We start from the raw sequence: 23,823 nt of genomic DNA on the forward strand, positions 1-23,823 counted from the left end.
CTTCTCGTGGGGGAGACCACCGTAACCGGTTCAAATCGGGCGAGATTACCGCTAGGATAGCAGGGAAGGTCAGGGGTACTGACAGAGTTGAAGATTTCGCAACGTCCGTGATGGAAGCCGTGTTATGAGTGAAGCAAAAGTTAAAGGCATTGTCCACCTTGTCGAAGAAACCAAGACGTACGGAGCCAAGGGTTTTCGCAAGCGTATGGTCGTGCTGAGCCAAGATTTCGGCAGCTTTACGAACTACGTCCCCCTGGAATTCACCCGCGACAATTGCGACCTGGCCAACGATCTGAACGTCGGCGACGAGATCGAGGTCAATTACCGGCTGAACGGCCGCAAGTGGCAGAAGGATGCCAACAGCGAAGTGAAGTACTTCCTGAGCGCTGAAGCGATGGGCTTCAAAGCGGTTGGCAACCCACCCGCTGCGGGTGGTCGCGACGCGGCATCCGCAAACGATGCCTTCTCGGAAGTTTCGTACGACGAAGGCGACGTGCCGTTCTAATCCAGAACGGCGCTCGCATGGGGACGACACTCCGTCGGCGCCCCCTGCACCGATCATCATTTCAGAACAAACGCGAGACGCCGGCAGAACGGCGTCTCTCATTCTCCAAGACGCCAGCCCAATGGCGTCTCTACTTGCGACGGGAACTCTCTTTCCCGGAAGATGCCAGCTCAGTGACATCGCGACCTTAGGCCGAATCGTTGCCGATCTTGACTTTGATCGATCCGAGAGCCTGAGTCAGCAACTTCTCTTTGTTGCCGACAAACAGAATATTGTCCAACACGATCGCACGAGTCTCACCGGCTGGATGCAGGATCAATCGCCCCGCTCCCAACAAGATGAACTCGAAGACGTCGTTGATCTCTTTGTCGACTCGCAACTGCGGAGCGGGATAACGTTTCAGATCGCTCAAGATCCCGTGGTGATGCAGCAATTCATTGTTGGAAAGCTCCCAATAATTCATCCGCACGCTGACGAAGACCGCGACATACATCAACAACATCGCAACACTGATACAGCCAAAGAAGGTTGAATTGGCAGCCGGTCGCAGCGCCATCACCCAACTTTCCACGGCGGGCAACAGATTGGGTTTCATGCTAACCGCCATCCAGCCGCCAAGGGCAAGCGTGGTCAGAATAAAGATCAGCGTCAGCGAAGTGGCTCGGGGAAAATCGAACACGATCACAAACGTGTTCAGAGCCAGCACTCCCAGAAAGATGCCTGTCATCATCACCGGCAGCGAATCGTCGGGATTGACAGTTTTGAAACCTTTTATTGCCAACACTGCCCAGGCGAGCAGGGAGATCAGCAACGTGGGGTACATAAAGATGAACTTCGGAAACGGAACTAAATAGATCCTCTGCGACTTCTTAGCTTGTGGTGGGTGATCGGTGTTCGTTTCGTCGCTACTCATTCGCAACTTCCTTTTCGATGGGTGGGACCAAGTGCTCTTGCTTCAATTCGCCGTAGCGAACCGTTTCTTGGGTTCTATGGCGAATAATGTAGCCTGCACGCGGTTGCCACTCAATCGTAGGGTGTCGCTACACCAAGGAAGGCTCTTCGATATAGAGGTCCAACAACTGGCTCTGCACCTTGATCGCCCGCAGCAACGTCCAGATCTGCTCGGGTTCAAACTTGATCGGCCCATCGCCAGCCAGATCATCCAGTTCGTCGCTCATCGCGGCATGTTGATCCGATGCCGCCTGCAACCGAAAACAGGCACTGTTCCAATGTCGCAACAACGCTTGATCATCGGCGAGTTCGCTCGGTTCGGTGACGTCGTTCAGGATCAACAAGCTCAACCGCGCCACTTCGTGTGGGGTGAGTTGTGGCTGCAGTTTGATTAGACGTTCGGCCAATTCGTGACATTGCATCGTGGAATCCGAGCTGAGTGTTGAGTGCGCCCATGATCTACGGAGTTCGCTGGCGTCGCATCGTCTAACGCAACTCAAACTCCACGGAAAATCCTACGATAGGGAAATCCCGCCGCGCGACGGGTCGACAAAAAAACAGCCAATAGTCGACCCTGCGGCGCACCACATCAACATGTGATGCCTGAAAGCAACAGCTCAAGATACTCGGGGGGGCTTTTTCACCCCTACCTTGCTTGCAGCCCGCCCCTAAAGCAGCCCATACGCCTCGAGCGTCTGCACCAATTGAGCTTCCGAGGCTGGATCCAAGGGTGTCATCGGCAACCGCATCTCCCCCGAATCGCGTCCCAACAACCGCATCGCAGCCTTCAAGGGAATCGGGTTGGTCGCCAAGCCGAGCATGTTTTTGCACAGTGGGAAGAGTTTGTGATGCAACCGCAGCGCTTCCTCCGCCGCACCACTGGCAAACGATTCCACCAACGCTCGCATATCGCCCGGGACGATGTTTCCCGCGACCGAAACCACCCCTTCGGCTCCCACGGCCAGCATCGGCAGGGTCAGGCTGTCGTCGCCGCTGAGCACTGTCAAATCGGTCTGGTTGAGAATCTGCGAGCACATGTCCAACGAACCAGTCGCTTCCTTGACCATCGTGATCCCTGGCAATTCAGCCAAGCGGGCGATCGTTTCCGCTTCGATCACCTTACCGGTGCGACCGGGAATGTTGTAGACGCAGACGGGAATCGAAACCGCTTCGGCAACGGCCTTGAAGTGCTGATAGAACCCTTCCTGCATCGGCTTGTTGTAATAGGGTGCCACCTGCAACGTCGCGTCGGCCCCTTCGCGTTCGGCCCGCTGCGTCAAACGCAACGCTTCGGCCGTGCTGTTGCTGCCCGTTCCCGCCATCACTTTGCAACGGCCTGCCACCACCTGAATCACTTCGCTGATCACTCGCTCGTGTTCATCGTGCGACAGCGTGGGGGATTCTCCGGTCGTGCCGACAGGAACGATACAGTTGGTGCCGGCGGCGATCTGAAATTCGACCTGCTCGCGCAACAGCGAATAATCGACCTCGCCATCGCGGAACGGGGTCACGATTGCTACCGACAGTCCTGCGTAATCGGAACCTTTGCGTTGAGTCATCTTTCGCGTCAATCCTACCTAGTCACCAAGAATTTGTATCGTTTGGTTGCAGTGGGCAAATCTTAGAAGTTCGGCCAATGGCACTTTCCACCCCAGCAGGATAAAGCAACCCGGGCACGGCGTCCAAGGGGCACTCGCCCCGGGAGGCTGCTCGGCGCCCCGCCCCGCCCCCGTCAGTCGGCCGATCCTCACCGCTGAATCTATCAGGACACCGCCCCCTGTCCCCGGTTCGTTAAAATCGAAACGATTCTTTCACCAGCCTTCCCCCGCCGACTCGATTCCTTCAAACGAAAGTCGATTCGGATCGATTGACGCCTCCCCGCCGCTGCAATAGCCTGCGAGAAAAACAAGCGCCCCACCGGGTATGGAACCACTGTTTGAGCGATCCATTGAACACATCCAATCCAAGCACTGCCAACGCCAAGCCTTCGGCGCTGTCGGTGACTCAGCTGAACAACCAAGTCAAACAGACGCTCGAGGGCCAGTTCCGCAACATCTGGGTCGCTGGCGAGATTACCGACATCGCGCGGCCTCACAGCGGTCACGTCTATCTGACGCTCAAGGACAAACAGAGCCAGGTTCGGGGCGTGATCTGGCGCAGCGCAGCCGAACGGCTGCGGTTCGATTTGCAGGACGGCCAATCGGTCCTTTGCCAAGGTGACGTCGACGTCTACAGCGCGCGCGGCACATATCAATTGGTGATCCGCCGAGTCGAGCTGCGCGGGGTCGGCGATCTGCAAACCGCACTCCGTCAGCTGCAGCAGAAACTGCAGGCCGAGGGACTGTTCGATCCAGCGCGCAAGCGGCCGTTGCCTCGCTTTCCACGTCGAATCGGTCTGGTGACCAGTCCGACCAGCGCGGCGGTCCACGATTTTCTAGAGGTCGCACAGCGACGGTGGCCCGATCTGGACGTGCTGATCATCCCCACCAAAGTCCAAGGGGCCGAAGCGGCTGCCGAAATCGTCGCTGGAATCGCAGCGGCCCATAAGATCCAACCGGCGTTGGATGTTTTGGTCGTCGCTCGCGGTGGCGGCAGCCTGGAAGATCTATGGTGCTTCAACGACGAACGGGTCGTCCGCGCGATCGCCGCGTCGAAGATCCCGTTGGTCTCCGCGATCGGGCACGAGATCGATGTCACGTTAAGCGATCTGGCCAGCGATCGTCGGGCGCTAACTCCTTCGGAAGCGGGAGAATTGGTCGTCCGGTCGCGCGACGACTTATCGAACGAACTGACCAAACTGGCCGACGATCTGCGGTTGCGGATCTTTCAAAAGCACGCCAATCAACAGGCCCAGCTGGAACAACTGTCGCGACGCCCCGTCTTCACTCGCCCCTTCGATCGCATTACGCAACAGGCGCTCTGGTTTGATGAAGCCGAATTGCGGTTCAATCGCGGCATCCAAACGGTTGTCGAAAAAATGCGTCAACAGCTCGCTTCAGCCGCCGAATTGTTGGATGCCGTCGGGCCGTTGAAAGTGCTCGCCCGCGGTTACAGCGTCACGCAAACGGCCGACGCGGCAAAGTTGGTGCAATCGGTCGATCAGGTTCAGCCTGGCGATTCGATTCAAACCGTCCTCGTCGATGGGACACTGCACAGCACAGTCACCTCCAAATCGACAAAGCCGAAATAGCCACAAGAGCGGTCGCAAGGACGGCCAAACCAAGCCGACCTAGGCCCCCTTTTCGTTGAAGGCGTCATATCCCGCATCGATCGCAATCGCGGCTTGCAAACGCGCCATCGCACTCCAGAATTGGATGCACCCTTCGTTAAACTTGTCGGCCAGGAAATCAGTATGCCCATCGTCACTTTCGGCGGCGTTCAAATTGAATGCGAACTTGGGGCCAACCTGCGCCGTGTCTTAATGAAAGCCAAGCTGCCGCTGTATCACCCTCTGGCGAGGTTCACCCATTGTCGCGGCATGGGCACCTGTGGCACCTGCGCCGTAAAACTTCGCGGCAGCGCTTCCTGGCCCACCAAACTCGAAGCACTTCGTCTGCGTCTGCCCCCGCACACCGCCGAAGCGGGATTGCGATTGGCTTGCCAGTGCTCGGTTCACGGCGACCTGGATGTCGAAAAATTTGGAGGCGTCTGGGGGCAACACTTGGATAGCCCCGTCAGAGTTCTCGATCCCCGAGCTCGCGCGCGAACGCCCAAAGTCCCGCCTCGCCAACCACATCAACCGGCCATCGCTGCGACTCCAGCGACACCGTTCCGCTCCAGCCGCTCGGTCATTCGATCACTGCAATCCGCGGCGGGCTCTTCTTCGGCGAGCCCTCGGCGGCATCGCGCCGCGATGTCGGAACACGCTCGCGTCAACCAAGCCCGACTGCTGCAACTGGCACGCGATCGCCAACTGGCAATGCATTCCTGAACCGCGACAATCGTCGCAGCTCCAACGTTCCTGCTTTCCTTGCTTCGGGGGCGACCTATTCGCGACCGCGTGCCGGCGGATACCACAAGCAGAAAAGCGATTCGCGCGGGATCGCAGAGCCTCGATGGTTTGTCAGCGACCGGTGATTGCTTTAAGGTGAAAATTGCTAGAATGAGAAACACCTTGCGCTGCTAGCCCGCGAACCACATTCGATCGCTTTGCCAATGTTCCAGTCCGCCCCACTTGATACGACAATCGAAGTGGTGACGCCTGAAAACATTGCGTTTAAGTATCAATTGGCGGGTCCCTTTCGTCGCTTGCCAGCCTTCTTGATCGACCTAGTGATCAAATTCCTGATCATCTTGCTAGCGATTCTCGCCGTGACATTGTTCGCAGGCTTGACCGGCAGCCAATTGGCCGGGATCGCTGGATTCGCGGCGATCAACGTCGGTTGGTTCTTGGTCTGGTGGTTCTACGGCGTCGCGATGGAGACCTGGTTCAACGGACGCACCGTCGGCAAGATGGCGATGCGGATCCGTGTCGTCACCGTCTCGGGGCATCCGATCGGCGGTGTTCATGCGATGCTACGAAACCTGATCTGCGTTGCCGATTTAGCTCCGCCGGTCTCGTTGCAATTTTTTGCCGCCGACGCACCGCCGGTCTACATGATCCCCACGGGCATCGTGGCATTGGTCGTGATGATCTGTACACGGCGGATGCAGCGGTTGGGCGATCTGGCCGCCGGCACGATGGTGGTGATCGATGAGCGAGGGTGGCAATTGCCCGTCGCTCATGTCGACGATACGCGCGTCCCGGCGCTGGCCAGCTTCATTCCTCCCGACTATCGGGTGAGTCCTTCGTTGGCCAAAGTCTTGGCTTTGTACGCCGAGCGTCGCTTGTTCCTATCGCCCCAACGACGGCGTGAACTCGCAACCCCCTTGGCCCTACCGCTCGCCGAGCGTTTCGAATTCCGCGAAGACCTCGACCACGATCTGTTACTGTATGCCTTGTATTGGCGAACCTATCTGGCCGACGGACGCAACCAAGATGTCGACCTGCAACCCCTGGCCGGGTACAGCCCTTTGCAAAAGGATGCCCAGTGGGTGCCAGCCGAATCCGTTGCGTCGGACGCAACCCCATCGGTCGACGCCCTCCCGATCGATGCTACACCGATCGCTGATCAAGATCCTTCCACGCCCCAGGACTCCACACCATGAACATCGTCGCTCTGCTGGAACAGCGTCGCCACGGCTGGGAAGAACTGGAACGGCTGTGCGACCAGATGCAAGCGCGCGGTCGGACGCGAGAAAAAGCGGCCGGCGCGACGCGATTCGCTTCGCTCTACCGTTCCGCCTGCGCCGACTTGGCGTTGGCCGAAGCCTATCAACTGCCGCCGGCAACGGTGGAATATCTGCATCGATTGGTCGGCCGCGCCCACAATCAACTCTATCGCAGCCGTAATTTTTCGTTGTCCCGATCGGTCGACATGTTTGTCCGCCAAGCGCCCCAGCAGATCTTCGCCGACCCCTGCGTTCATGTTTGCGCACTGTTGTTTTTTGGACTGTTCTGGCTGGCGATGTTGTTGGGGATGTCGGAAGAACGTTTGCCCGATTTCCCGGCGCAGGTCGTCGGCCAGGCGCAGCTGGAACAGATGGAGACGAACTTCGCAGAGGAGCTTAACGCCGGCGTCGATCATTACGTGATGATGGCCAGCTTCTACATTCGCCACAACACCGGGATCGGCCTGAAGTGTTTTGCGTATGGCATCTTGATTATCCCATGCATCTTCACGTTGGCTTACAACGCGGTTGCGCTAGGGACCAGTTTTGGATACATGGCCCGTGCGTCGACCACCGGCGGCGACAACTTCTTTGAATTTGTGACGGCTCACGGACCGTTTGAACTGACCGCGATCGTGCTCTCCGCCGCCGCCGGTTTGCGATTGGGGATGGGGCTGATTTCGACCGCCGGCCTGTGTCGCGCCGATTCGTTGAAGGTCAGTGCGATCCGGGCGATTCCGGTGATCGCCGCAGCGGCGGTCTTGTTTACGCTGGCCGCATTCACCGAAGGCTTTTTGTCTCCCAGCCCGCTCCCCTACACGATCAAGGCGATGTGGGCGATCCTGTCCAGCGGCGCCATGACATTTTATTTCGTCGTTTTAGGATTCCCCAGGGCAGGCATCGATGCAACTTGATCGCACGCATGTCGTCGTTCGGCCGCGCTCGTGCAGCGAATTGTGCGATCTGGCGCTGCTGTTGATGCGTCAATATTTCTTTCCGCTGTGCGTCGCCTTTGCGGCCGGTGCGCTGCCGTTTGCGATCCTGAATGCTGCCCTGATCGGTTGGCTGCCGATCGAATCGGAATTTGAAGGGATCGCCGACGAAGAGACATTTGCGTGGCGATTGGAATATGTTTTCCTGATGGCTTCGCTGATCTTCCTGGAGGCACCGTTGGCGGGCGTTTTCGCAACGCTATTCATCGGCCAAGCCGTTTTCGAACAACGACCTACCTGGCGCGATGTCGCTCGCGAGGCGGCGGCAAGCTGGCACCGGTGCGTCTGGAAACTGGGAATACTGCGGGGGCCGTTGCCCGCCGTGCTGATGTTGATGTGGGCTTGGTCGCTTGGCGATGCCGACGGGCTGGCCGTCTTTTTCATGATGCTGATCCTGATGTTCGTCGGTTGCATCCGCGCCTTCCGACCGCACGCCCCCGAGATCTTGCTGCTGGAACGTTGCCCGTTGCGCGGTGGTAAATCGGGACGCATGACCTACGCTCAACGCAGCCATCTGTTCCACGCGCCTGTCACCGGCGATTCGGTCAACCGCTTTGTCACGATGATGCTGCTGGCGATGATGCTCACCACCTCGCTCTTCTTTGCGTTGATCTTCCTACAGGGTGTCTTTGCACAGCGTTGGTCGTTCAATTTGGTGGCTCAATTGGTCTACGTCCCCGCCGCGATGTGGATCGTCGCCGGGTACAGCGTGCTGTTTCGCTTCCTGTGCTACCTGGACAATCGCATCCGGCTGGAAGGCTGGGATGTCGGGCTGGCGATCGGGGCCGAAGCGATCCGACAATTCGGCAGCCCCGAGAAAGAACTGGCGACCAGCGGAGCCAGCCAATGAACGTCGCTCGCCCCACGATAGCGAACCGGATTCGCACCGCACGGTCTGTCACGCGGGGACGCTTCCCCAACCGAACGCACTGCCGTCACGCGTTGCGCGTCGTGATGCTCGTTTCCCTGCTTGCATCAACCGCGATGGCAAAACCCGCATCTCCAAGCTCCGCAATCCCCGCCGCCGACGATCAAACATCCGAAGCGATTGGGCGCCAGGCGATCCACGCGCTGGGCGATCCTCCCTGGTACGATCGAGACGAAGACCGGATCAAGGCGATTCCGGTCGAGAGTACCGATGCGTCCGAGGATGATGTCGCCGCGCGGACCAGCGGGTACCAACAATCGGGACCTCCCAAGCCCCAAGGCTCCAACAACCTGAATTCGATCCTCGAAGCGTTGGGGCAAGTGGTCGCGTGGTCGGTGCTGGCGGTGCTCGTATTACTAATCGTCGCCGCAATTGGATATGCGTTCATGCTCCGCGAACGCGAGCACCGCTTCCGCCGCTCGGGCATGGCCGATGACGAACGAGAGGAGAGTGAAACGACCGAGCGTTTGGAACGATTGCCCGTCCAGATCAACCAACCGGCATCGAATCTTTTGAACGAATCCAAGCGGTTGATGGAGGCGGGGCGTTACAACGAAGCGATCATCTATCTGTTCAGCCACGAATTGGTCCAATTGGATCGCCACCAATTGGTTCGGTTGGCGCGCGGCAAAACCAACCGACAATATCTGCGTGAAATTCGCCAGTCGAACGACTTGCTAGAGATCCTACACTCCACGATCCACGCCTTCGAAGATGCCTTCTTTGGCGACCACACGATCACGCGGCAACGTTTTCAAAGCTGTTGGGCTCAACTCGACCGCTTCCACGCCGCCGTCGAACAGACAGTTAGCAAGGGGGACTCGGCATGAATCGTTCATGGGGTCCGTGGGGCTTGTTCACCCTGGTCTTGATCGTTGGTTCGATCTACGCGAGCGTAACTCGCCAACGGGAAATGATCACTGCGTACGGCTATTCGTACTCGCATCAAGGCACGCTAAGCATCAACGGGACCGCGGCGTTTCGTGAAATGTATACGCTCCGTGACTGGGATACACAGACGATCAAACGGCTCTCCAACGCCGCCGATCAACTCGATACGATCGTCTGGTTTCCCGATGCCGAACAAGTTCCCAGCCACCGCGCCACCGCGTGGCTGGACCGATGGCTTTCGGAGTCTCCCCGGACGCTGGTCTTTGTCGCCCGCGGTTTCGATTCGACCGAACCGATGTACTGGCGAAAGGCCATGGCCGACGCCCCACCGCAGCAACGGCTGGAATATCGTCGGCGTCAAGCGAGAACGGAAGTCCTCGCGGAGTCTCAGCCGCAAATAGGAACCACGAATTCGTTCTCAAACGGATGGTTCACATTGGATTTTCAGTCCCATTACACGACGGCCCAAGATTTTGGTGGCCCCTGGGCCGAACAGATCGACCCGCTCCCCCAACGCCTGACCACGCGAGCGACGATCCGCACCTTCGATCCCGACACCGACAGCCAGCTGTCGACCGGCCTGTTTCGTATCGACACCGTCGACGAGGATGAAGCGGTCACCATGGAACCGTTGCTGACATCGGCGTCGGGCGATACGTTGGCAGCGAGATTGAAGAGCGAACGGTGGCCCGATTCCCAGGTCCTGGTCCTCAGCACGGCGGAGTGTCTACTGAACCTATCGCTTACCGAACCGGCAAACCGCGCGTTGGCCGATCGATTGATAAAACAGACCGGCCCGCCGAGCGATGTCGGTTTCCTTCGGACCGACATGATGGGAGCGCGCGTCCAAGGCGATTCCGACGACGACTTGGCCGCCGGGATGGAACTGCTGACGCAATGGCCGCTCAGCATGACGACGATGCATGTCGTATTGCTAGGGTTTATCGCGATCCTAGCACTGTTGCCGATCTTTGGTCGGCCCCGCCGATTGCCCCCTCCCGCAACGGGCGACTTCGGCGAACATGTCTCCGCCGTCGCCGAATTACTGCAACGCAGCGGCGACACCGACTATGCGCGGCAACGAATTTCCGAATACTTCGTACAGGTTCGTGGCGAAGAATCGGGACCTTGGGTGCTGCCAACCGCACCCGCCCCAGAAGATAAACCACCAGGAGATGCAAATTGATCGAGACCACTCCGACCGCAGAACGCTTCGAACGCGCCCGCGAGATCTACCAAAAGATCACCGAACAGATCAGCAAACTTTATGTCGGCCAAGACGAATTGGTACTGGGCACGCTGACGGCGTTGTTCAGCCATGGGCACGTCCTGATAGAAAGCGTCCCAGGTTTGGGCAAAACGCTGTTCGTCCGCACGCTGGGCAAAGTGCTCGGCTGCGATTTCGGAAGGATTCAATTCACCGCCGACCTGATGCCATCGGACATCACCGGTGCACCGGTCTTTGATATGAAGGAATCGGAGTTCCGGTTCCATCCCGGTCCGGTCTTCACGCAACTGTTGCTGGCCGACGAGATCAATCGATCCCCCGCCAAAACGCATGCCGCTCTGCTGGAGATCATGCAGGAATACCGAGTCACGATCGACGGGGTCAGCCATCAGGTGCCGCGACCGTTTTTGGTTCTGGCAACGCAGAACCCGTTGGAGAGCGAAGGGACGTACAACCTGCCCGAAGCACAACTCGATCGATTCATGTTTAAATTGATCATCGATTACCCCAGCAGCCAACAGGAAGCCGAGATCCTGCGGATGCACAGCAAACAAATCGACCTCAACAAACGACTGCACGACGAAGTCGCCACAGTCACGTCGCCTCAAGAGATTCGCGACCTGATCGCGCTGTGTGGCCAAGTGAGAATCGAAGATCCCTTGGTCGATTACATCAACAACCTCGTTCGACTGACTCGCAACTGGCCCTCGCTTCACATCGGTGCTTCACCGCGGGCGGGGATCGCATTGATGCAATCGGCTCGTACCCTGGCGGCCTTTGGTGGTCGCGACTATGCCACGCCCGACGATGTGGTCGAAGTCGTGTTGCCGGCACTGCGTCACCGCGTGCAATTGACCGCCGAAGCAGAAGTCGAAGGGCGCCGCGTCGACGAAGAATTGACCGCGCTGATCCGTTCGGTCGAAGTGCCGCGCAGCTGACCGCCCACAACCACCCACCTCAAACGCCCCATCCCGCGCGACTCCCCACCGTTGTTACCCGAATTAGGCAAACCAACGCCCCCCTGCCGCTATCCACAGCGAACACCCACCTTTCTCCCCCGCCTAGACCAGCACCCCACACTTATCCTAGGATTGTGGGCAAGCTGCGTTTCCTAGCAGTCGACATTGCTTGGTGCAATGTTTGGCTGCGACGATCAACGGATTGTCCTCCATGCCTCTTCAGAAACCGACTCCATCGAATGCCGACGACGCGATCCGCCAGATCGCCGGGTACCTGAACTTTTCTTCAGGGGCCAGCGATCCGCACACATTGGCGAACATCGACCAATTGTGCCAACCGTCTCAGGCGACCGATCCGCTGTTCAGCCAAGCCGCTTGGATCAACTTGGGCGATCGAATCAAGACAGCGCTCGGCGAGCTCGAAGGTTCCAGCAGCGCGTTTGCCAGCGTCGAACAGGCTCGCACCGTCGTCCGTTTGGTCTGGAGCGACCTGCTGCCAGCCTACATCGATTTCCATCGCGATCTGCTGTTTCATCAGCCCCCCGAAGTCCTGATCAACAGTTTTTTCCTGGGCCGCTGCATCGAAGCGGTCTTACAACAGGGGGGCCCTTGGGAAGAGACCGACCGGATCGTCAGCGGAGCGATCGCCACCCTGAACAACTGCGTCGGATACCGTCCCGTCGCGACGCTGGAAAATCGCCGCTGCCAACCCTATCCCCATGAATGGTTCGCACCGATCCCGTTATATATCGACGGGGTGGGCGTTGCGTCGGGTCGTTACCACGACGTGCTCGCACGCGCTTTGGAGATCCTCCGCGACACCGACGAATCGATTTTGCGAGCGGCCTATTTTGATGTCAGCCTGCTCTCGGAACTCGCCTACGATCCCCGCGCCTACGATTTTGATCACCCGGTAAACCGGCGACCAAACTATCACTTCGGCACCTGGGATCCGCACGCGATCGACAGCCAAGGTCGCTATCGACGTTTTCTCGTTCAACAGGTGACGCTCGATGCGTTGCAGAGTCGCGTCAGCGAAGCGAGCGACCTGCCCCAAGAACAACTGGCCGAAGAAGCGGCGGCTGTCCTCGCTGGCACGATCTTGATGGCATCGGGAATCAGTGGCTGGGGCCCGTCGGCTCACAGCTCGACCGTCACCCTGGCGACGCTTTGTCCGGAGATCGCTCAATTTCGCGATGCGTTCTACGACTACCTGTTGAACAACATGAGCGGTCCACACGGCGAGCGTTTAAAAGCCGAAGCCTTGGTCAGGCACCAAGCTTTTGGCGCCGCGCGGCAACACCTCAACGCGTCGTTGGCCCGCCAGCGAGCCATCCAATTACAGCACGTCCATCTGGCCAAGCTGTACGCCCGAATGGGATTTCCCGACGCTGCCAAACGACAAACCGATGTCGTGCATGTGACCAACGCGCGGATGCAGAGCCGGATCGATTGCGCGATGACCGAAGGCTTGCGAGCACTGCATAAAGGCGACCTGGCGACCGCGGCCGAAGTCCCGGCCCAAGTGATGGATCTGGTCCACCGCGGCATCGATTGCGGTGCGATGGTCGACCCTTGGAACATCATCGGATTCGCAGGGAATTTCTCCCGCTTCCTCGGTCCCGACAGTGCCGTTCACGACCACCGCGTCGACGAATTAATCGCGTTGATGGAACAATTGTTCGGCTACACCGCAAGGGTCTGGAGCGAAGCGGCGGCGGTCGACGACCAGCCCAGCTTTGAACTGCTGGACCGCCAGTTCCGCGATGCAGCGATGTGGTGGCGACAGTTCGCGGCGCACGAAGTCGCCGACCTCGAAGCGACCGACCCATTGGAAACCTACGAATCGGCGAAATTGGTCGCCGGCGCTTTGCGTGTCTGGCACCGCGGTGGCGCGTCGGCGGGAGATGTCAAATTCTGGGCCCCCCACGCGCAAGCCTTTGATTCACCGCGAGCTTACGCGCTGGTGATCGGCGCGCTGTTGGAACGGGAAGATTTCGTCGCCTCGATGGCCCTGTTGATGCACTGGTTAGGGAACGCGGCGGAAGTCGGTCTCGAACGGGGCAACAGCTCCTTTGCACGGATCGCCGAACGCTGGCTGGCCAGTCTGCGACAGACGGCGCGTCGCGGCGATCGATCCAAACCGGGCACCGAGCGTCCTTGGGAATTGGTCCACAAATTTTTCGATTTCCTGGAAGCCAACGCGGAAGACTTCTGGCATCCACCGCAATTCGCGCTGGGCGAACATTCGACACGAAAACGCGACTGGGATCGCGAACTCGAAGCGCTCGACCAAGATGGCGATGACGACGAAGACCAACAAGACCTATTCGATGCCGCTTACGAAAACGTAACCTACCAAGACACGACCAACGACGGATTCGAAGGGGCCGTGTTCGAGGAAGGGGATGGCAGCCAGGATGAACTGGAAGCCGAATCGCGCCGCCTTGCTGAACACCTCAGCTTCCTCACCTCGCTGTCGCGATTGTGGGTGATCGCCGCCGATTTCCGCGGTATCGCACACGCCGAAGCCGAAGAGCAGAAGGACGATGAACTGATTCGCCGGCGGATCGATTTGATGTCCCAATGGACTCAACATGCGGCCAATAACCGAGCCGGATTGCTTGAACTGCTCGAAGCGGTTCAACATTACCGCATTCCCACCGGGGGTGCGGATGACGATTCGATGAGCACTTACGATCGCCGGCGGATGGTCCGCGATTCGTTGATCGAACGGATCATCGGCACCGCGGTGGAAACCTCCGATGCGCGGCGGGTCCTAACCGGATCGCTCGGCGCCGAACCGGGGGGCGATTCGGTCGCGGCCTCGTTGATGGCGTCGATGAGCGACGACGATCAGCAAGTGATCCAGATGTTCTCCGCATTGATCGATGGCCGCGGCGAAGACGTCAAGAAACAATTCCCCGACGTGCTGCGAGCGATCCAGACCAAGAGCTTGCTGTACATTCCGCTAGCCCGCGGTGGCGACCCGGTCAAGATCTTCACGACTCGGTTGCGACGTCGACTGTTGACCCATCTGTTGCAATGGCTCCCCCGACAAGGACACATGGCGCTCGCCTGCCAATTGGTCGAAACAGCTCGGTTGATGGAACATCACAATCCGGTTGGCCCTGGGGCGGTGACTGAATTCGATTCGCTGTTTGGGTTTGGTTTCCGCAGCATGGTTCAATCGCTGGTCGACACCGTCCGTTCATGGCATGAAACGCAACATGACGACGCCGGCGAACTGATTTCTCTGCTGGAGAAACTGACCGAAACCCTGCTCGGCAGCTGGCTGGCCCACAGCCGAACGCTGCGGTTATCGGTTTTGGAAACCGCATCGGACGAGCGGTCGTGGAACGAACTGGTCCAGTTCATTCGCGAATACGGCGACCCGATCTTCACCCAATCGTTCCTCAAGCTGGGGAATATTCGGGCGATCTTGCATCAAGGCGTTAAAAATTGGCTGCAGCGTTTGATGGAAGATCCCGACGCCCTCGTCGGTACGCCATTGGTCGAAGCGTTGGGCAATTCGTTGCCGCTGAACAAGGCGGAACAACACCTGGAAATCGTCTTCGAATCGATCTTGGATCATCACAGCGAGTATCGCGATTACAACAGCACGACGACGCAAAGCGATCGCGGCGACCTGATCTACATGTTCTTGGACTTCTTGCGATTGCGAGTTCGATACGACCGCATCGCTTGGAACTTGCGACCGGTGATGTGGGCCCATGAGATCCTGGTCCGCAGCGGTTTCGATTCCGCCGCCGCCGCCTGGCGACGCTCGTTGGCTGAACGCATCGGCTCCGAATCGGAACTCTACCTGGTGAAGCTGCAAGAACTGCAGAACAAGTACGCGATGCGAATGCCTACGGTCGCCGATCGGATCAGCGAGCGGTTCATCCAACCGATGACGATCGACCGGATGCGAGCTCTGATCAAATTGGCGATGAACGACGCCGACAAACAACAACACTCGCACGCCTTCGAACTGTTGGACCAAGAGGCGGAAGTGATGACCCGCAACCCTTCGGGCTCGGGGCTCGATCTGCCAGCATGGCTGGCGTCGTTGGAAGAAGAGGTCGACAACGTGATCGCGCAGCGCGAAGCCGATGAGGTCGACGATCGTAAACTGATCTCGATCACCGCGACCTTCCCAACGGCCGAAGAGTTGATCGAACAACTCGAACAAGCCAACCGACAGGGCCGCCGCCTGCCCCACATGGAATAACCGCATCGACCTTTCCAAGTCGTGCACTCCAAAGTTTTTGACATTGCCCGAAACACGGCTTTGCAGGCTGGCAACAAATTGGTAAACTCACCCTCGCTAAAAAGAATGCCCCTGTAGCTCAGTCGGTAGAGCAGCTGACTCTTAATCAGCGGGTCCAAGGTTCGAGCCCTTGCGGGGGCACTTCAGGCATTATTCCCAGCGTTTTCGAGCTGTCCACAGCCGGAAACGTTGGGTTTTTTTGTGCCCTTTCTAAAGCCAGCCCCCGCGAGTCTGCGCCACAGCCTACACGCACTGCGATCGTGAACCTGATTTTCAGCACCAAAGTTGTGGGCTCAGCCTTTTCGTGTCACAGGGAAAAGGTTCGGGCGGCATCGCATTCACCTCAGACATGCCCAACAAGACATAGCAGGCGAAAAACGCAGACAGGGAAGTGATAGCGGAGGCCCTTGCAAGTCGCAGAGCAACGTGAAAGGCTCCCCGACGTCGGTGGCTTGGTAGTACCGCAGCAAGCCTTACCGATCTTGACCGAATGCCCATCAAACCGTCGAGTCTTCGAACTCAATGAGAACAGCCCCCACTGAATTAGCTTGTCGACGGGGTCTTGCGCACCTAGCAGTATCGACGAATTGACCACAGCCCACAGGAAGATGCCCGCTGGACGGCGCCGTTAGGGTTTACTGAACAGTTCGAAATCGAGCTTCTCGTTAGACTCCTGCTTCACCTCCGCCGTCAATCCACTAGTAATGGCGTCGGCGCATCGTGTTGGTATGAGCGATTTGTCCGACGGAGGCTCAGGAGCTTCGGGGTCAAATGGAACGACTTCCATCGCCTGGATGCCGACCTTGTAGGAACCAGGTTTCACTCCATCGTTCGGCTCAAAAGTCCGCAATTGAAAGAAACCGTCGGCGCCGATCTGGCCAAAGGCAACCTGACCGGTCGTCCCCTTGGATGTGTCGGGAATAAATTCAACCGTCCCCGTCTGCAACGGTTCTCCATCGATTGTCACCTTGCCCGAGACCGGGATCAGCCCAGGATGCCCCGAAGGACCACACCCCACCAGCGCAACACAACAGGTCGCCGCGACACAAACATCGAGCCAAGTTTTAGACAAGCGTTCTATTCTCATTATCGATTCAATTGCAATAGGTTAAAGTGCGCAAAACACCGGCTGGCAGTTCGTTGTCCACGAACTGCCAGCAACGGTTTACTCTTGATTTCCATACCGATTGTCAAGCAAGTGACAACGTGAGGCTGCACGCTCCGCTACCAGGGCGCGACCGTTTCGTTCCCGCCCTTTGTGCTGATGGCGCGCCAAGTGAGGATATCGACCGTCTCCGCAGCGAACCGAACGCTTCCATCGGCCATCACGATTTGGACCCCGCCTGGATGCTGAGAACTAAATGGCAACAAAGTCCAATCGTTCGCTTGATTGCCGGTATAGGGCGTCAATTGGTTGGGTCCATACCGCGTGCCCCGTGTCGAGCCACTACCTTCCAAATAGATCCCGCCTACCCAAGGACTCCAGCGCGAGTTGACTTTCCAGGTGGACCAACCGATATCCTTCATAATCGTCGGCCGGAATTCGGCATACATCATGGTATTCGAGGTGCCATCGATGACATCTGCCATCCGAGTCTTACTGTTCGCGAAGAACATCCCGTAGCGACTCGAATCGCCCAGAGTCGTCGTCGACTTAAAATTCTGATGCCCGGTCGGATGATAGCCGCCAACAGCTAAGTAGTTACTGATCACAGCATCGAATGATGGATTCGAGCCACCATATTGATAGAACTGATCCTTACCCGATTCCTCTCCGGCATACGAAGGACACAGATAGGCATCGATCCGCGTCGCGGCAATCTTGTGGTTCACTGGAGCGCAAAAACTGACGTTGAAGTCGACCTGATCGTACAACGGCCCTTGCTCGATGTAGGGCAAGATGTGAACCAACGGTCCAAATTTGTTGTCCAAATCGGTCGACGACGATGTGAAAGCCGTCCCGATACTTCCGGGAGGAAAACGTAGGTGCGTATCGTGGTAGTTGTGCATTGCCAAACCAATCTGCTTCAGATTGTTAGAGCATTGCATTCGCCGAGCGGCCTCACGTGCCGCTTGGACCGCCGGCAACAGCAGCCCCACCAAGATCCCGATGATCGCAATCACCACCAACAACTCAACCAGCGTAAGACCCTGCGATCGCAGGCCGCCGTTCGATTTCAATCGACTTTATCATTTGGCAATCTCCGAATGGTCGAGTGCTCGCAGCGCGAACCCTCCACCAAACTCATACATTGTTAAACCAAGCTAACAGCGAACTCCAATGCGCTACATTTCGATCGAATATCGAATCGACAACGCGCGAGATCTAATTTCCGAACCTGCAGCGGTTCAATCGGAGCACCGTTTTGCGGAAAGATAATTGACACACACAAGCTGACTTGGGTGCCAGATTACACATGAAGAAGGGTGAATCTACAGATTTCCCGCAAACCCTTCAAGTTACCATGATAAACAAACCAAACCGGCCCGCACAAATGATCCCCTTCACAGCAACACTGCCGATATATAGACAGACAAACCATGGTAAACTACACACTCCGTATACCCAACAATTCGAATGTTGAGTTTTCCTAAGTATCGATGTAGGGCAGAGCTTCTGTCGTACGCGATTTAGAGAATCGTCAGCGGGTTGCGGCGTTCTTCCAGAGTGCCGCGCGTGACGCCGACGCGGTTGCTGGCTCGCAATTGCGTCCAGACATCTTTTCCGGTCACCTCGCCGCGCAACAGCTGTTGATACAGTTCGATCGTTCGCGCGATCTCGGGCCCCGTTTCTTCCAACAGCTCGATCCGCATCGCCGCGACGCCGGCGGAGATCAACGACGGCACGATCTCTGCCGCGCTTTGAGCCGCGGCGTTGAAGAGCGTGTTGCGACAAGCCACGTCGGCTTGCAGCGGATGTTCCATCCCCGCCCGATCGCGCAAATGAACGACATGCCGATCGCAGGGCCTGCCGCAATTGGTCTTGTTCGTCCCGGGCGACAACACGGCGCAGAAGACACAATGCTCCATGTGGAACATCGGCATGTGTTGATGCACGACGATCTCCAACCATCCGCTGGGAACCGCTTCGATAAGTTCGGTCAATTGTTGCCGATTCAGATCGTACGACGGCGTGATCCGCGTCGCTCCCTGCGCGATCAAATGATCGGCGGAGATTTCGTTGGTCGCGTTCAGTGAAAAGTCGGCGATCACGGGGAAGCCTTCGTTTCGGTAGTATCTCAGTCCGGCCAAATTGCGAACCAGGTAGCCATCGGGCTGATGGCGTCGCATCGCGCGGAACAGCCCGTATTCGTCGGGCTTCTGGATCCGCGGCGTCGCCAGCACGATCCTGGCATCGGCCTGCCGCGCCATCGCCACCGCACCACGATACTCGCGGATGTCGTGGAAATCGGCATACAGGTCTCGCATCCCGGCGTCGATCGCCGCCTGCATTTGGTCCATCGTGCGACACAAAATGTGCAGCGTCGGCACGCGGCCAGCTTCGCTCGCTGCTGCGGCTTGCGTTTCCGAAACGCTTCGCTGCAGATCGGTCAGCGCCGATTCACAGTATCGCCGCGGCGGCCGCGCGATCGCTTGAGCTTCCAGCGCCGCGACCAGTTCGCGTCGCAACCGTCCCAACACGCTCAGCGGCAACATCGGACGGCCGACGATCTTGGCCGAAAGCGCCGCCAATTCAAACGCGGTCCCGCCCATCCGGCCCAGCTGGGCGTGAAGCGTTGCTTCGTCGATCGGGTGCTTGCGTGCTTCCTGCATCGGTTGGTCCGACTCGATTTCGACAGCCACCATGCCAGCCGCTTCGGCGACGACGCGCAGCGGTTGATCGACTGCGGCGGTCACGCGCATCCGCAGCGGACGCCGGCGGACCGGATCGGTTTGCGAATAGCTTCGCTTCAGCTTCTGGTTCAGCTTCGGATCATCGGTCTTCCACATCGCTTGGCCCGGTTCCAGCAGATCAAAATCGATCGCCCCGGTTCCGAACTGCAGCTCGACTCGCGAAGGATCCTCGCGATCCAACGCGCGGACATCGAACAGCCGGCCGCCCTGTTCGGCTTGCTGATCTCGATCGCCATCGAAGACGACCCCGTCGCCTCGATTCAGAGGGATTTCGGCGTCGACGATCACGCCACGACGATTCGTTGCGATCACCGTTCCCGCACGGACGCCACGCTTAGCGGAACTCTGCCCGGGGACCAAACGCTTGTGCTCGCAACCCTCCAGCCAGCCCGGCGAGAAGCCACGCGAAAAGGAAAGCTCCATCTCGCGGACTTCGGTCTCGGTCAGATGGACCGCGCGGCCCGCCATCGCGTCGTCGATCGCTTTGCGATAATGCCGAACGATGTTGGCGACATATTCGGGCGTCTTCAAACGCCCTTCGATCTTCAGCGAACAGACTCCAGCATCGATCAGATCGGGAATCAGCGCATATCCGGCCAGATCTTGCGGGCTCAACAGATACTTTTGGTCGCCGAGATCGCGGTCCTGGCCATCGACGATCAGCTCGTACGGCAGACGGCAGGCTTGGGCGCACTGGCCGCGATTGGCGCTGCGGCCTCCCAGCGATTCGCTGGTCAGACATTGGCCGGAATAGGCGACGCACAGCGCGCCGTGAATAAAACACTCCAACGGCATCGTCGTCTTCTGCGCGATCGCCTTGATCTCGCGGACCGACAGTTCGCGGCCGACGACCACGCGTTCGATCCCCAGCGATTCGATCTCGTCGATGCATTGGGCGCTGGTCATCGTCATCTGCGTCGAAGCGTGGATCGGCAGATCGGGAACCAGTTGCCGGACCAAGCGAACCAAGCCGAGGTCTTGCACGAGGACGGCGTCGACGTTGGCGTCGGAGATCTGTCGCAACAGGTCGGCGATCGCCGGCAGTTCGCTGGGAAAAATCAGCGTGTTTAGCGTGACGTAACCCGCCAGTCCGCGGCTGTGCAGCAGATCCATCACCTCGGGCAAATCGGCGGGGCCGAAATTATGAGCCCGAGCCCGCGCGTTGAATCCACAGTCGAGGCCGAAGTAGACAGCATCGGCACCGTTTTCGATCGCCGCGCGAACGCAATCGATGTCGCCCGCCGGAGCAAGCAGTTCGGGAGGCAGGGGCGCGGGGCGATCGGGCGATAAGGTGGACAAGGTAGCTTTTTGCGGTTGGGGACAGAGGCGTGGGAGGCTGGACAAACACAGCCTCATCGCACTCTCGCATTGTAGCGTACGATCGACTTTTTAGCCCGACCGAACTTCCCTCGATTTGACACCGCTGGGCTGGAAACCTCGCCGCACGTGGTATCATCACTCGCCCGAAACGAATTCTTCCTCGCCGGACCGCCACCGATGAAAACGGCCACTCGCCATCGACTGCTCTATTGGTACCTGCTGCTGTTTGGCGGCGTCGTCTTTTCCGCCTTCTTCGCCGCCGCGATGCCGAAAGCGTGGATGATCGCAACAGCGGAGTTCTTCGAAATCGCCGGCTTCCCCGACCACCGGCTCACCTGGTACCTGGCTCGGCACCTGTCGGTGGTCTACGGAATGCTAGGCGTCGCGGTCCTGGAACTGGCCCGCGACCTGCCGCGATACCGAGCGTTGGTGCTGAAGCTCGGTTGGGGGATCGTTGTCCTGGGCCTTTTGCAATGGTGGGTCGATCTAGCGACCGGCATGCCCGCGATCTGGACTTATGGAGAAGCGATCAGCACCGCCGCCGGCGGCGCTGTCATTGTCTATCTGGCTCGCGGCTCCGAAGAGCCGCCCGCCGACGTCGACTACTGATTGACCAATTCGGAAACGTAGATCATCAGCCCTTTATAGGACAGGTCGATCGCTTGACCGCTGACCGGCACGGGACCGTCCAGATCGGGATAGATATCCGCTGGCGAAGGCGCCGTCGTGTCGACAAACAGATTCCACTTCATTCCGCGGCCGTGCAATGGCATGTTGAAGGTCTTCCGCTCTCCGGTCGAATTGAAGAACATCACGACATCGCGTCCCATCCCGTCGGGATCGTCGGCTTTCAACGGTGCGGCCAAATAAGCCGACATCGCCAATTCGGGTTGATGCCAATCGAGCGCGTCGCCGTTGGCGTTGAACCACGAAACGTCAGGGATCTTGCGACCGTTTTCAGGTCGACCGGTGAGGAACTTCTTGCGTCGCATCGTCGGTTGGTCGCGGCGGAATTTGATCAGCCCCTGGACAAACCGAACCATCGATTCGTTCTTCTCGACCAATCGCCAATCGAACCAACTGATGTCGTTGTCTTGGCAGTAGGCGTTGTTGTTTCCCTTTTGCGTGCGTCGAGCTTCATCGCCCGAGACCAGCATCGGAACGCCTTGGCTGAGTAACAGCGTCGACAGCATGTTCTTGATCTGACGTTCACGAACCGATTGGATCCCGCGTCGTCGCGTCGGTCCTTCGATACCGTAGTTGTCGCTGATGTTGTGGTTGTCGCCGTCGCGGTTGTCTTCGCCGTTGGCCATGTTGTGCTTGTCACGATACGACACCAGGTCGTTCATCGTGAAGCCATCATGCGACGTGACAAAGTTGATGCTGCAGAACGGAGCCCGACCGGCGTGTTGGTACAGATCGCTGCTGCCCGCCAGGCGAGTTGCCACGGCGCCGAGCGTTCCGCCATCGCCACGCCAGAAACCGCGAACGTCGTCGCGGAAGCGACCGTTCCATTCGGCCCAACGCAGGTCGCCAAACGAGCCGACTTGGTATGCTCCCGCGGCGTCCCAAGCTTCGGCGATGATCTTGGTGTCAGCCAACATCGGATCTTCGGCGATCAATTCGACCATCGGCGGGTTGGGGACCAAATTGCCGTGCCGATCGCGACTCAAGATGCTCGCCAGATCGAAACGGAAACCGTCGACGTGGTAGTTGTGCACCCAGTGTCGCAGGCAATGGAAGATCATCTCGCGGACAACCGGATGGTTTCCGTTGACCGTGTTTCCGCAACCGCTGTAGTTCGTGTAGTGCTCTTGTTCGGAAAGGATGTAGTAGACCGAATTCTCGAGCCCCTTGAAGCTCAACGTCGGTCCCTGTTCGTTCCCTTCACAGGTGTGGTTGAAGACGACGTCCAGGATCACTTCGATCCCGGCGGCGTGCAACGCCTTGACCATCTCTTTGAATTCGTTGACCTGCGCTCCCGGCTGCTTGCCGGCCGCATAGCCACGGTGCGGCGCGAAGAAGGCCATCGGGTCGTAGCCCCAATAGTTCGGCCGTTCCAGTTTTTCGCCGTTGGTCGCTTCGATAGGGAACTCGTGCACCGGCATCAACTCGACAGCCGTCACGCCCAGCGACTTCAGGTACGGAATCTTTTCGATCACGCCCAGGTAGGTGCCGGGATTTTTGATCTTCGCCGTCTTGCTTTTGGTAAAGCCGCGGACGTGCATCTCATAGATCACCGAATCGGAAAGATCGTGCCGCAAGTGGCGATCGCCTTCCCAATCGAAGCTGTCGTCTACGACAACGCACTTCGGCGGACGGGTGATCCCGTCTTCGTTCGATTGGAACTTGCCAGCCAATGCCTTGGCGTAGGGATCGATCAATCGCGCCGAAGCGTCAAACCGCTGGCCGCGTTCGGGATCGAAAGGTCCGCTGGCTTGGAAGTGATACAGCTGGCCCGGCTTGAGATTCGGAACCTGAATGCTCCAGATGTCCCCCCAGCGGTCGACGTCGCGATCGAACTCGATCACCTTCGACGGATCGCGGTCGTTGACATTCTTGTAAAGCAGCAAACGCATCGAGGTTGCAGAACGGCTGTAAACAGAGAACTGAACGCCATTGGGCTTCACGACCGCCCCGTAAGGCAGTTGGTAAGCGAATTGCAACTCGGGGTGCGGGTGACGCATGAGCATATTTCGGAGATCCTTCT

At 58.4% G+C, this 23,823-nt stretch carries 18 protein-coding genes and 1 tRNA gene; 12 read left to right on the forward strand and 7 right to left on the reverse strand.

Translation table 11 applies throughout. The annotated features are described in order from the left end of the window. Window positions 1-124 precede the first annotated feature (124 nt). On the forward strand, window positions 125-505 hold the full coding sequence (locus tag EC9_RS19035) for a DUF3127 domain-containing protein (RefSeq protein ID WP_145347716.1): 381 nt from the start codon (window positions 125-127) through the stop codon (window positions 503-505). 187 nt (window positions 506-692) lie between these two features. Here the strand turns inward: EC9_RS19035 and EC9_RS19040 are convergent, their stop codons facing one another. The 3 genes from EC9_RS19040 to dapA form a co-directional block, all read right to left on the reverse strand. Next, the gene (locus EC9_RS19040; protein WP_218934259.1) at window positions 693-1,418 is read right to left on the reverse strand and encodes a hypothetical protein; all 726 of its coding nucleotides are present in this window, start codon (window positions 1,416-1,418) and stop codon (window positions 693-695) included. 127 nt (window positions 1,419-1,545) lie between these two features. Next, complete coding sequence (locus EC9_RS19045) at window positions 1,546-1,878, reverse strand: hypothetical protein (protein ID WP_145347718.1); 333 nt, start codon at window positions 1,876-1,878, stop codon at window positions 1,546-1,548. Between the two features lie 246 nt (window positions 1,879-2,124). Then, window positions 2,125-3,015 carry a 4-hydroxy-tetrahydrodipicolinate synthase gene (gene dapA, locus EC9_RS19050; RefSeq protein WP_145347720.1) on the reverse strand — a complete coding sequence of 297 codons (891 nt, stop codon included), beginning with the start codon at window positions 3,013-3,015 and terminating at the stop codon, window positions 2,125-2,127. Between the two features lie 377 nt (window positions 3,016-3,392). On the opposite strand from dapA, the gene xseA reads away from it, so the two are divergent. From xseA to EC9_RS19100, 10 genes are all read left to right on the forward strand, one after another. Beyond that, entirely contained in the window at window positions 3,393-4,646 is a 1,254-nt protein-coding gene (gene xseA / locus EC9_RS19055) for an exodeoxyribonuclease VII large subunit (RefSeq protein ID WP_218934260.1), read from the forward strand. A 162-nt stretch (window positions 4,647-4,808) separates the two neighbouring features. After that, window positions 4,809-5,387, forward strand: coding sequence for a 2Fe-2S iron-sulfur cluster-binding protein (locus EC9_RS19060; protein ID WP_145347722.1), 579 nt, complete (start codon window positions 4,809-4,811; stop codon window positions 5,385-5,387). 224 nt (window positions 5,388-5,611) lie between these two features. Beyond that, the gene (locus tag EC9_RS19065; RefSeq protein ID WP_145347724.1) at window positions 5,612-6,604 is read left to right on the forward strand and encodes an RDD family protein; all 993 of its coding nucleotides are present in this window, start codon (window positions 5,612-5,614) and stop codon (window positions 6,602-6,604) included. Next, the gene (locus EC9_RS19070; protein ID WP_145347726.1) at window positions 6,601-7,581 is read left to right on the forward strand and encodes a stage II sporulation protein M; all 981 of its coding nucleotides are present in this window, start codon (window positions 6,601-6,603) and stop codon (window positions 7,579-7,581) included. The genes EC9_RS19065 and EC9_RS19070 overlap by 4 nt, the downstream gene beginning before the upstream one ends. Beyond that, complete coding sequence (locus tag EC9_RS19075; protein WP_145347728.1) at window positions 7,571-8,509, forward strand: hypothetical protein; 939 nt, start codon at window positions 7,571-7,573, stop codon at window positions 8,507-8,509. Before EC9_RS19070 ends, EC9_RS19075 begins: the two co-directional genes overlap by 11 nt. A 134-nt stretch (window positions 8,510-8,643) precedes the next feature. Then, window positions 8,644-9,417 carry a DUF4129 domain-containing protein gene (locus EC9_RS19080; protein WP_218934261.1) on the forward strand — a complete coding sequence of 258 codons (774 nt, stop codon included), beginning with the start codon at window positions 8,644-8,646 and terminating at the stop codon, window positions 9,415-9,417. Further along, a complete protein-coding gene (locus tag EC9_RS19085) occupies window positions 9,414-10,664 on the forward strand; it encodes a hypothetical protein (RefSeq protein ID WP_145347731.1) in 1,251 nt (416 codons plus the stop codon). Before EC9_RS19080 ends, EC9_RS19085 begins: the two co-directional genes overlap by 4 nt. Window positions 10,665-10,708: 44 nt before the next feature. After that, on the forward strand, window positions 10,709-11,644 hold the full coding sequence (locus EC9_RS19090) for an AAA family ATPase (RefSeq protein WP_391556733.1): 936 nt from the start codon (window positions 10,709-10,711) through the stop codon (window positions 11,642-11,644). 232 nt (window positions 11,645-11,876) lie between these two features. Continuing rightward, window positions 11,877-15,899, forward strand: coding sequence for a hypothetical protein (locus EC9_RS19095; RefSeq protein WP_145347735.1), 4,023 nt, complete (start codon window positions 11,877-11,879; stop codon window positions 15,897-15,899). Between the two features lie 107 nt (window positions 15,900-16,006). Then, window positions 16,007-16,079 (forward strand) — tRNA-Lys (locus EC9_RS19100). Between the two features lie 487 nt (window positions 16,080-16,566). Here the strand turns inward: EC9_RS19100 and EC9_RS19105 are convergent. From EC9_RS19105 to EC9_RS19115, 3 genes are all read right to left on the reverse strand, one after another. Further along, entirely contained in the window at window positions 16,567-17,010 is a 444-nt protein-coding gene (locus tag EC9_RS19105; RefSeq protein ID WP_145347737.1) for a hypothetical protein, read from the reverse strand. Window positions 17,011-17,162: 152 nt separating this feature from the next. Continuing rightward, window positions 17,163-18,119, reverse strand: coding sequence for a DUF1559 domain-containing protein (locus EC9_RS19110; protein WP_145347739.1), 957 nt, complete (start codon window positions 18,117-18,119; stop codon window positions 17,163-17,165). Between the two features lie 450 nt (window positions 18,120-18,569). Further along, window positions 18,570-21,092 (reverse strand): DUF3656 domain-containing U32 family peptidase, encoded by a 2,523-nt coding sequence (locus EC9_RS19115; RefSeq protein WP_246105771.1) that lies wholly within the window; start codon window positions 21,090-21,092, stop codon window positions 18,570-18,572. Between the two features lie 198 nt (window positions 21,093-21,290). On the opposite strand from EC9_RS19115, the gene EC9_RS19120 reads away from it, so the two are divergent. Next, window positions 21,291-21,722 carry a hypothetical protein gene (locus EC9_RS19120; RefSeq protein ID WP_145347743.1) on the forward strand — a complete coding sequence of 144 codons (432 nt, stop codon included), beginning with the start codon at window positions 21,291-21,293 and terminating at the stop codon, window positions 21,720-21,722. Here the strand turns inward: EC9_RS19120 and glgX are convergent. Next, entirely contained in the window at window positions 21,716-23,806 is a 2,091-nt protein-coding gene (gene glgX, locus EC9_RS19125; RefSeq protein WP_145287856.1) for a glycogen debranching protein GlgX, read from the reverse strand. The genes EC9_RS19120 and glgX overlap by 7 nt on opposite strands. Between the last annotated feature and the right edge of the window lie 17 nt (window positions 23,807-23,823).

The sequence above is a fragment of the Rosistilla ulvae genome (genome assembly GCF_007741475.1).
GTDB classification, from domain to species: Bacteria; Planctomycetota; Planctomycetia; order Pirellulales; family Pirellulaceae; genus Rosistilla; species Rosistilla ulvae.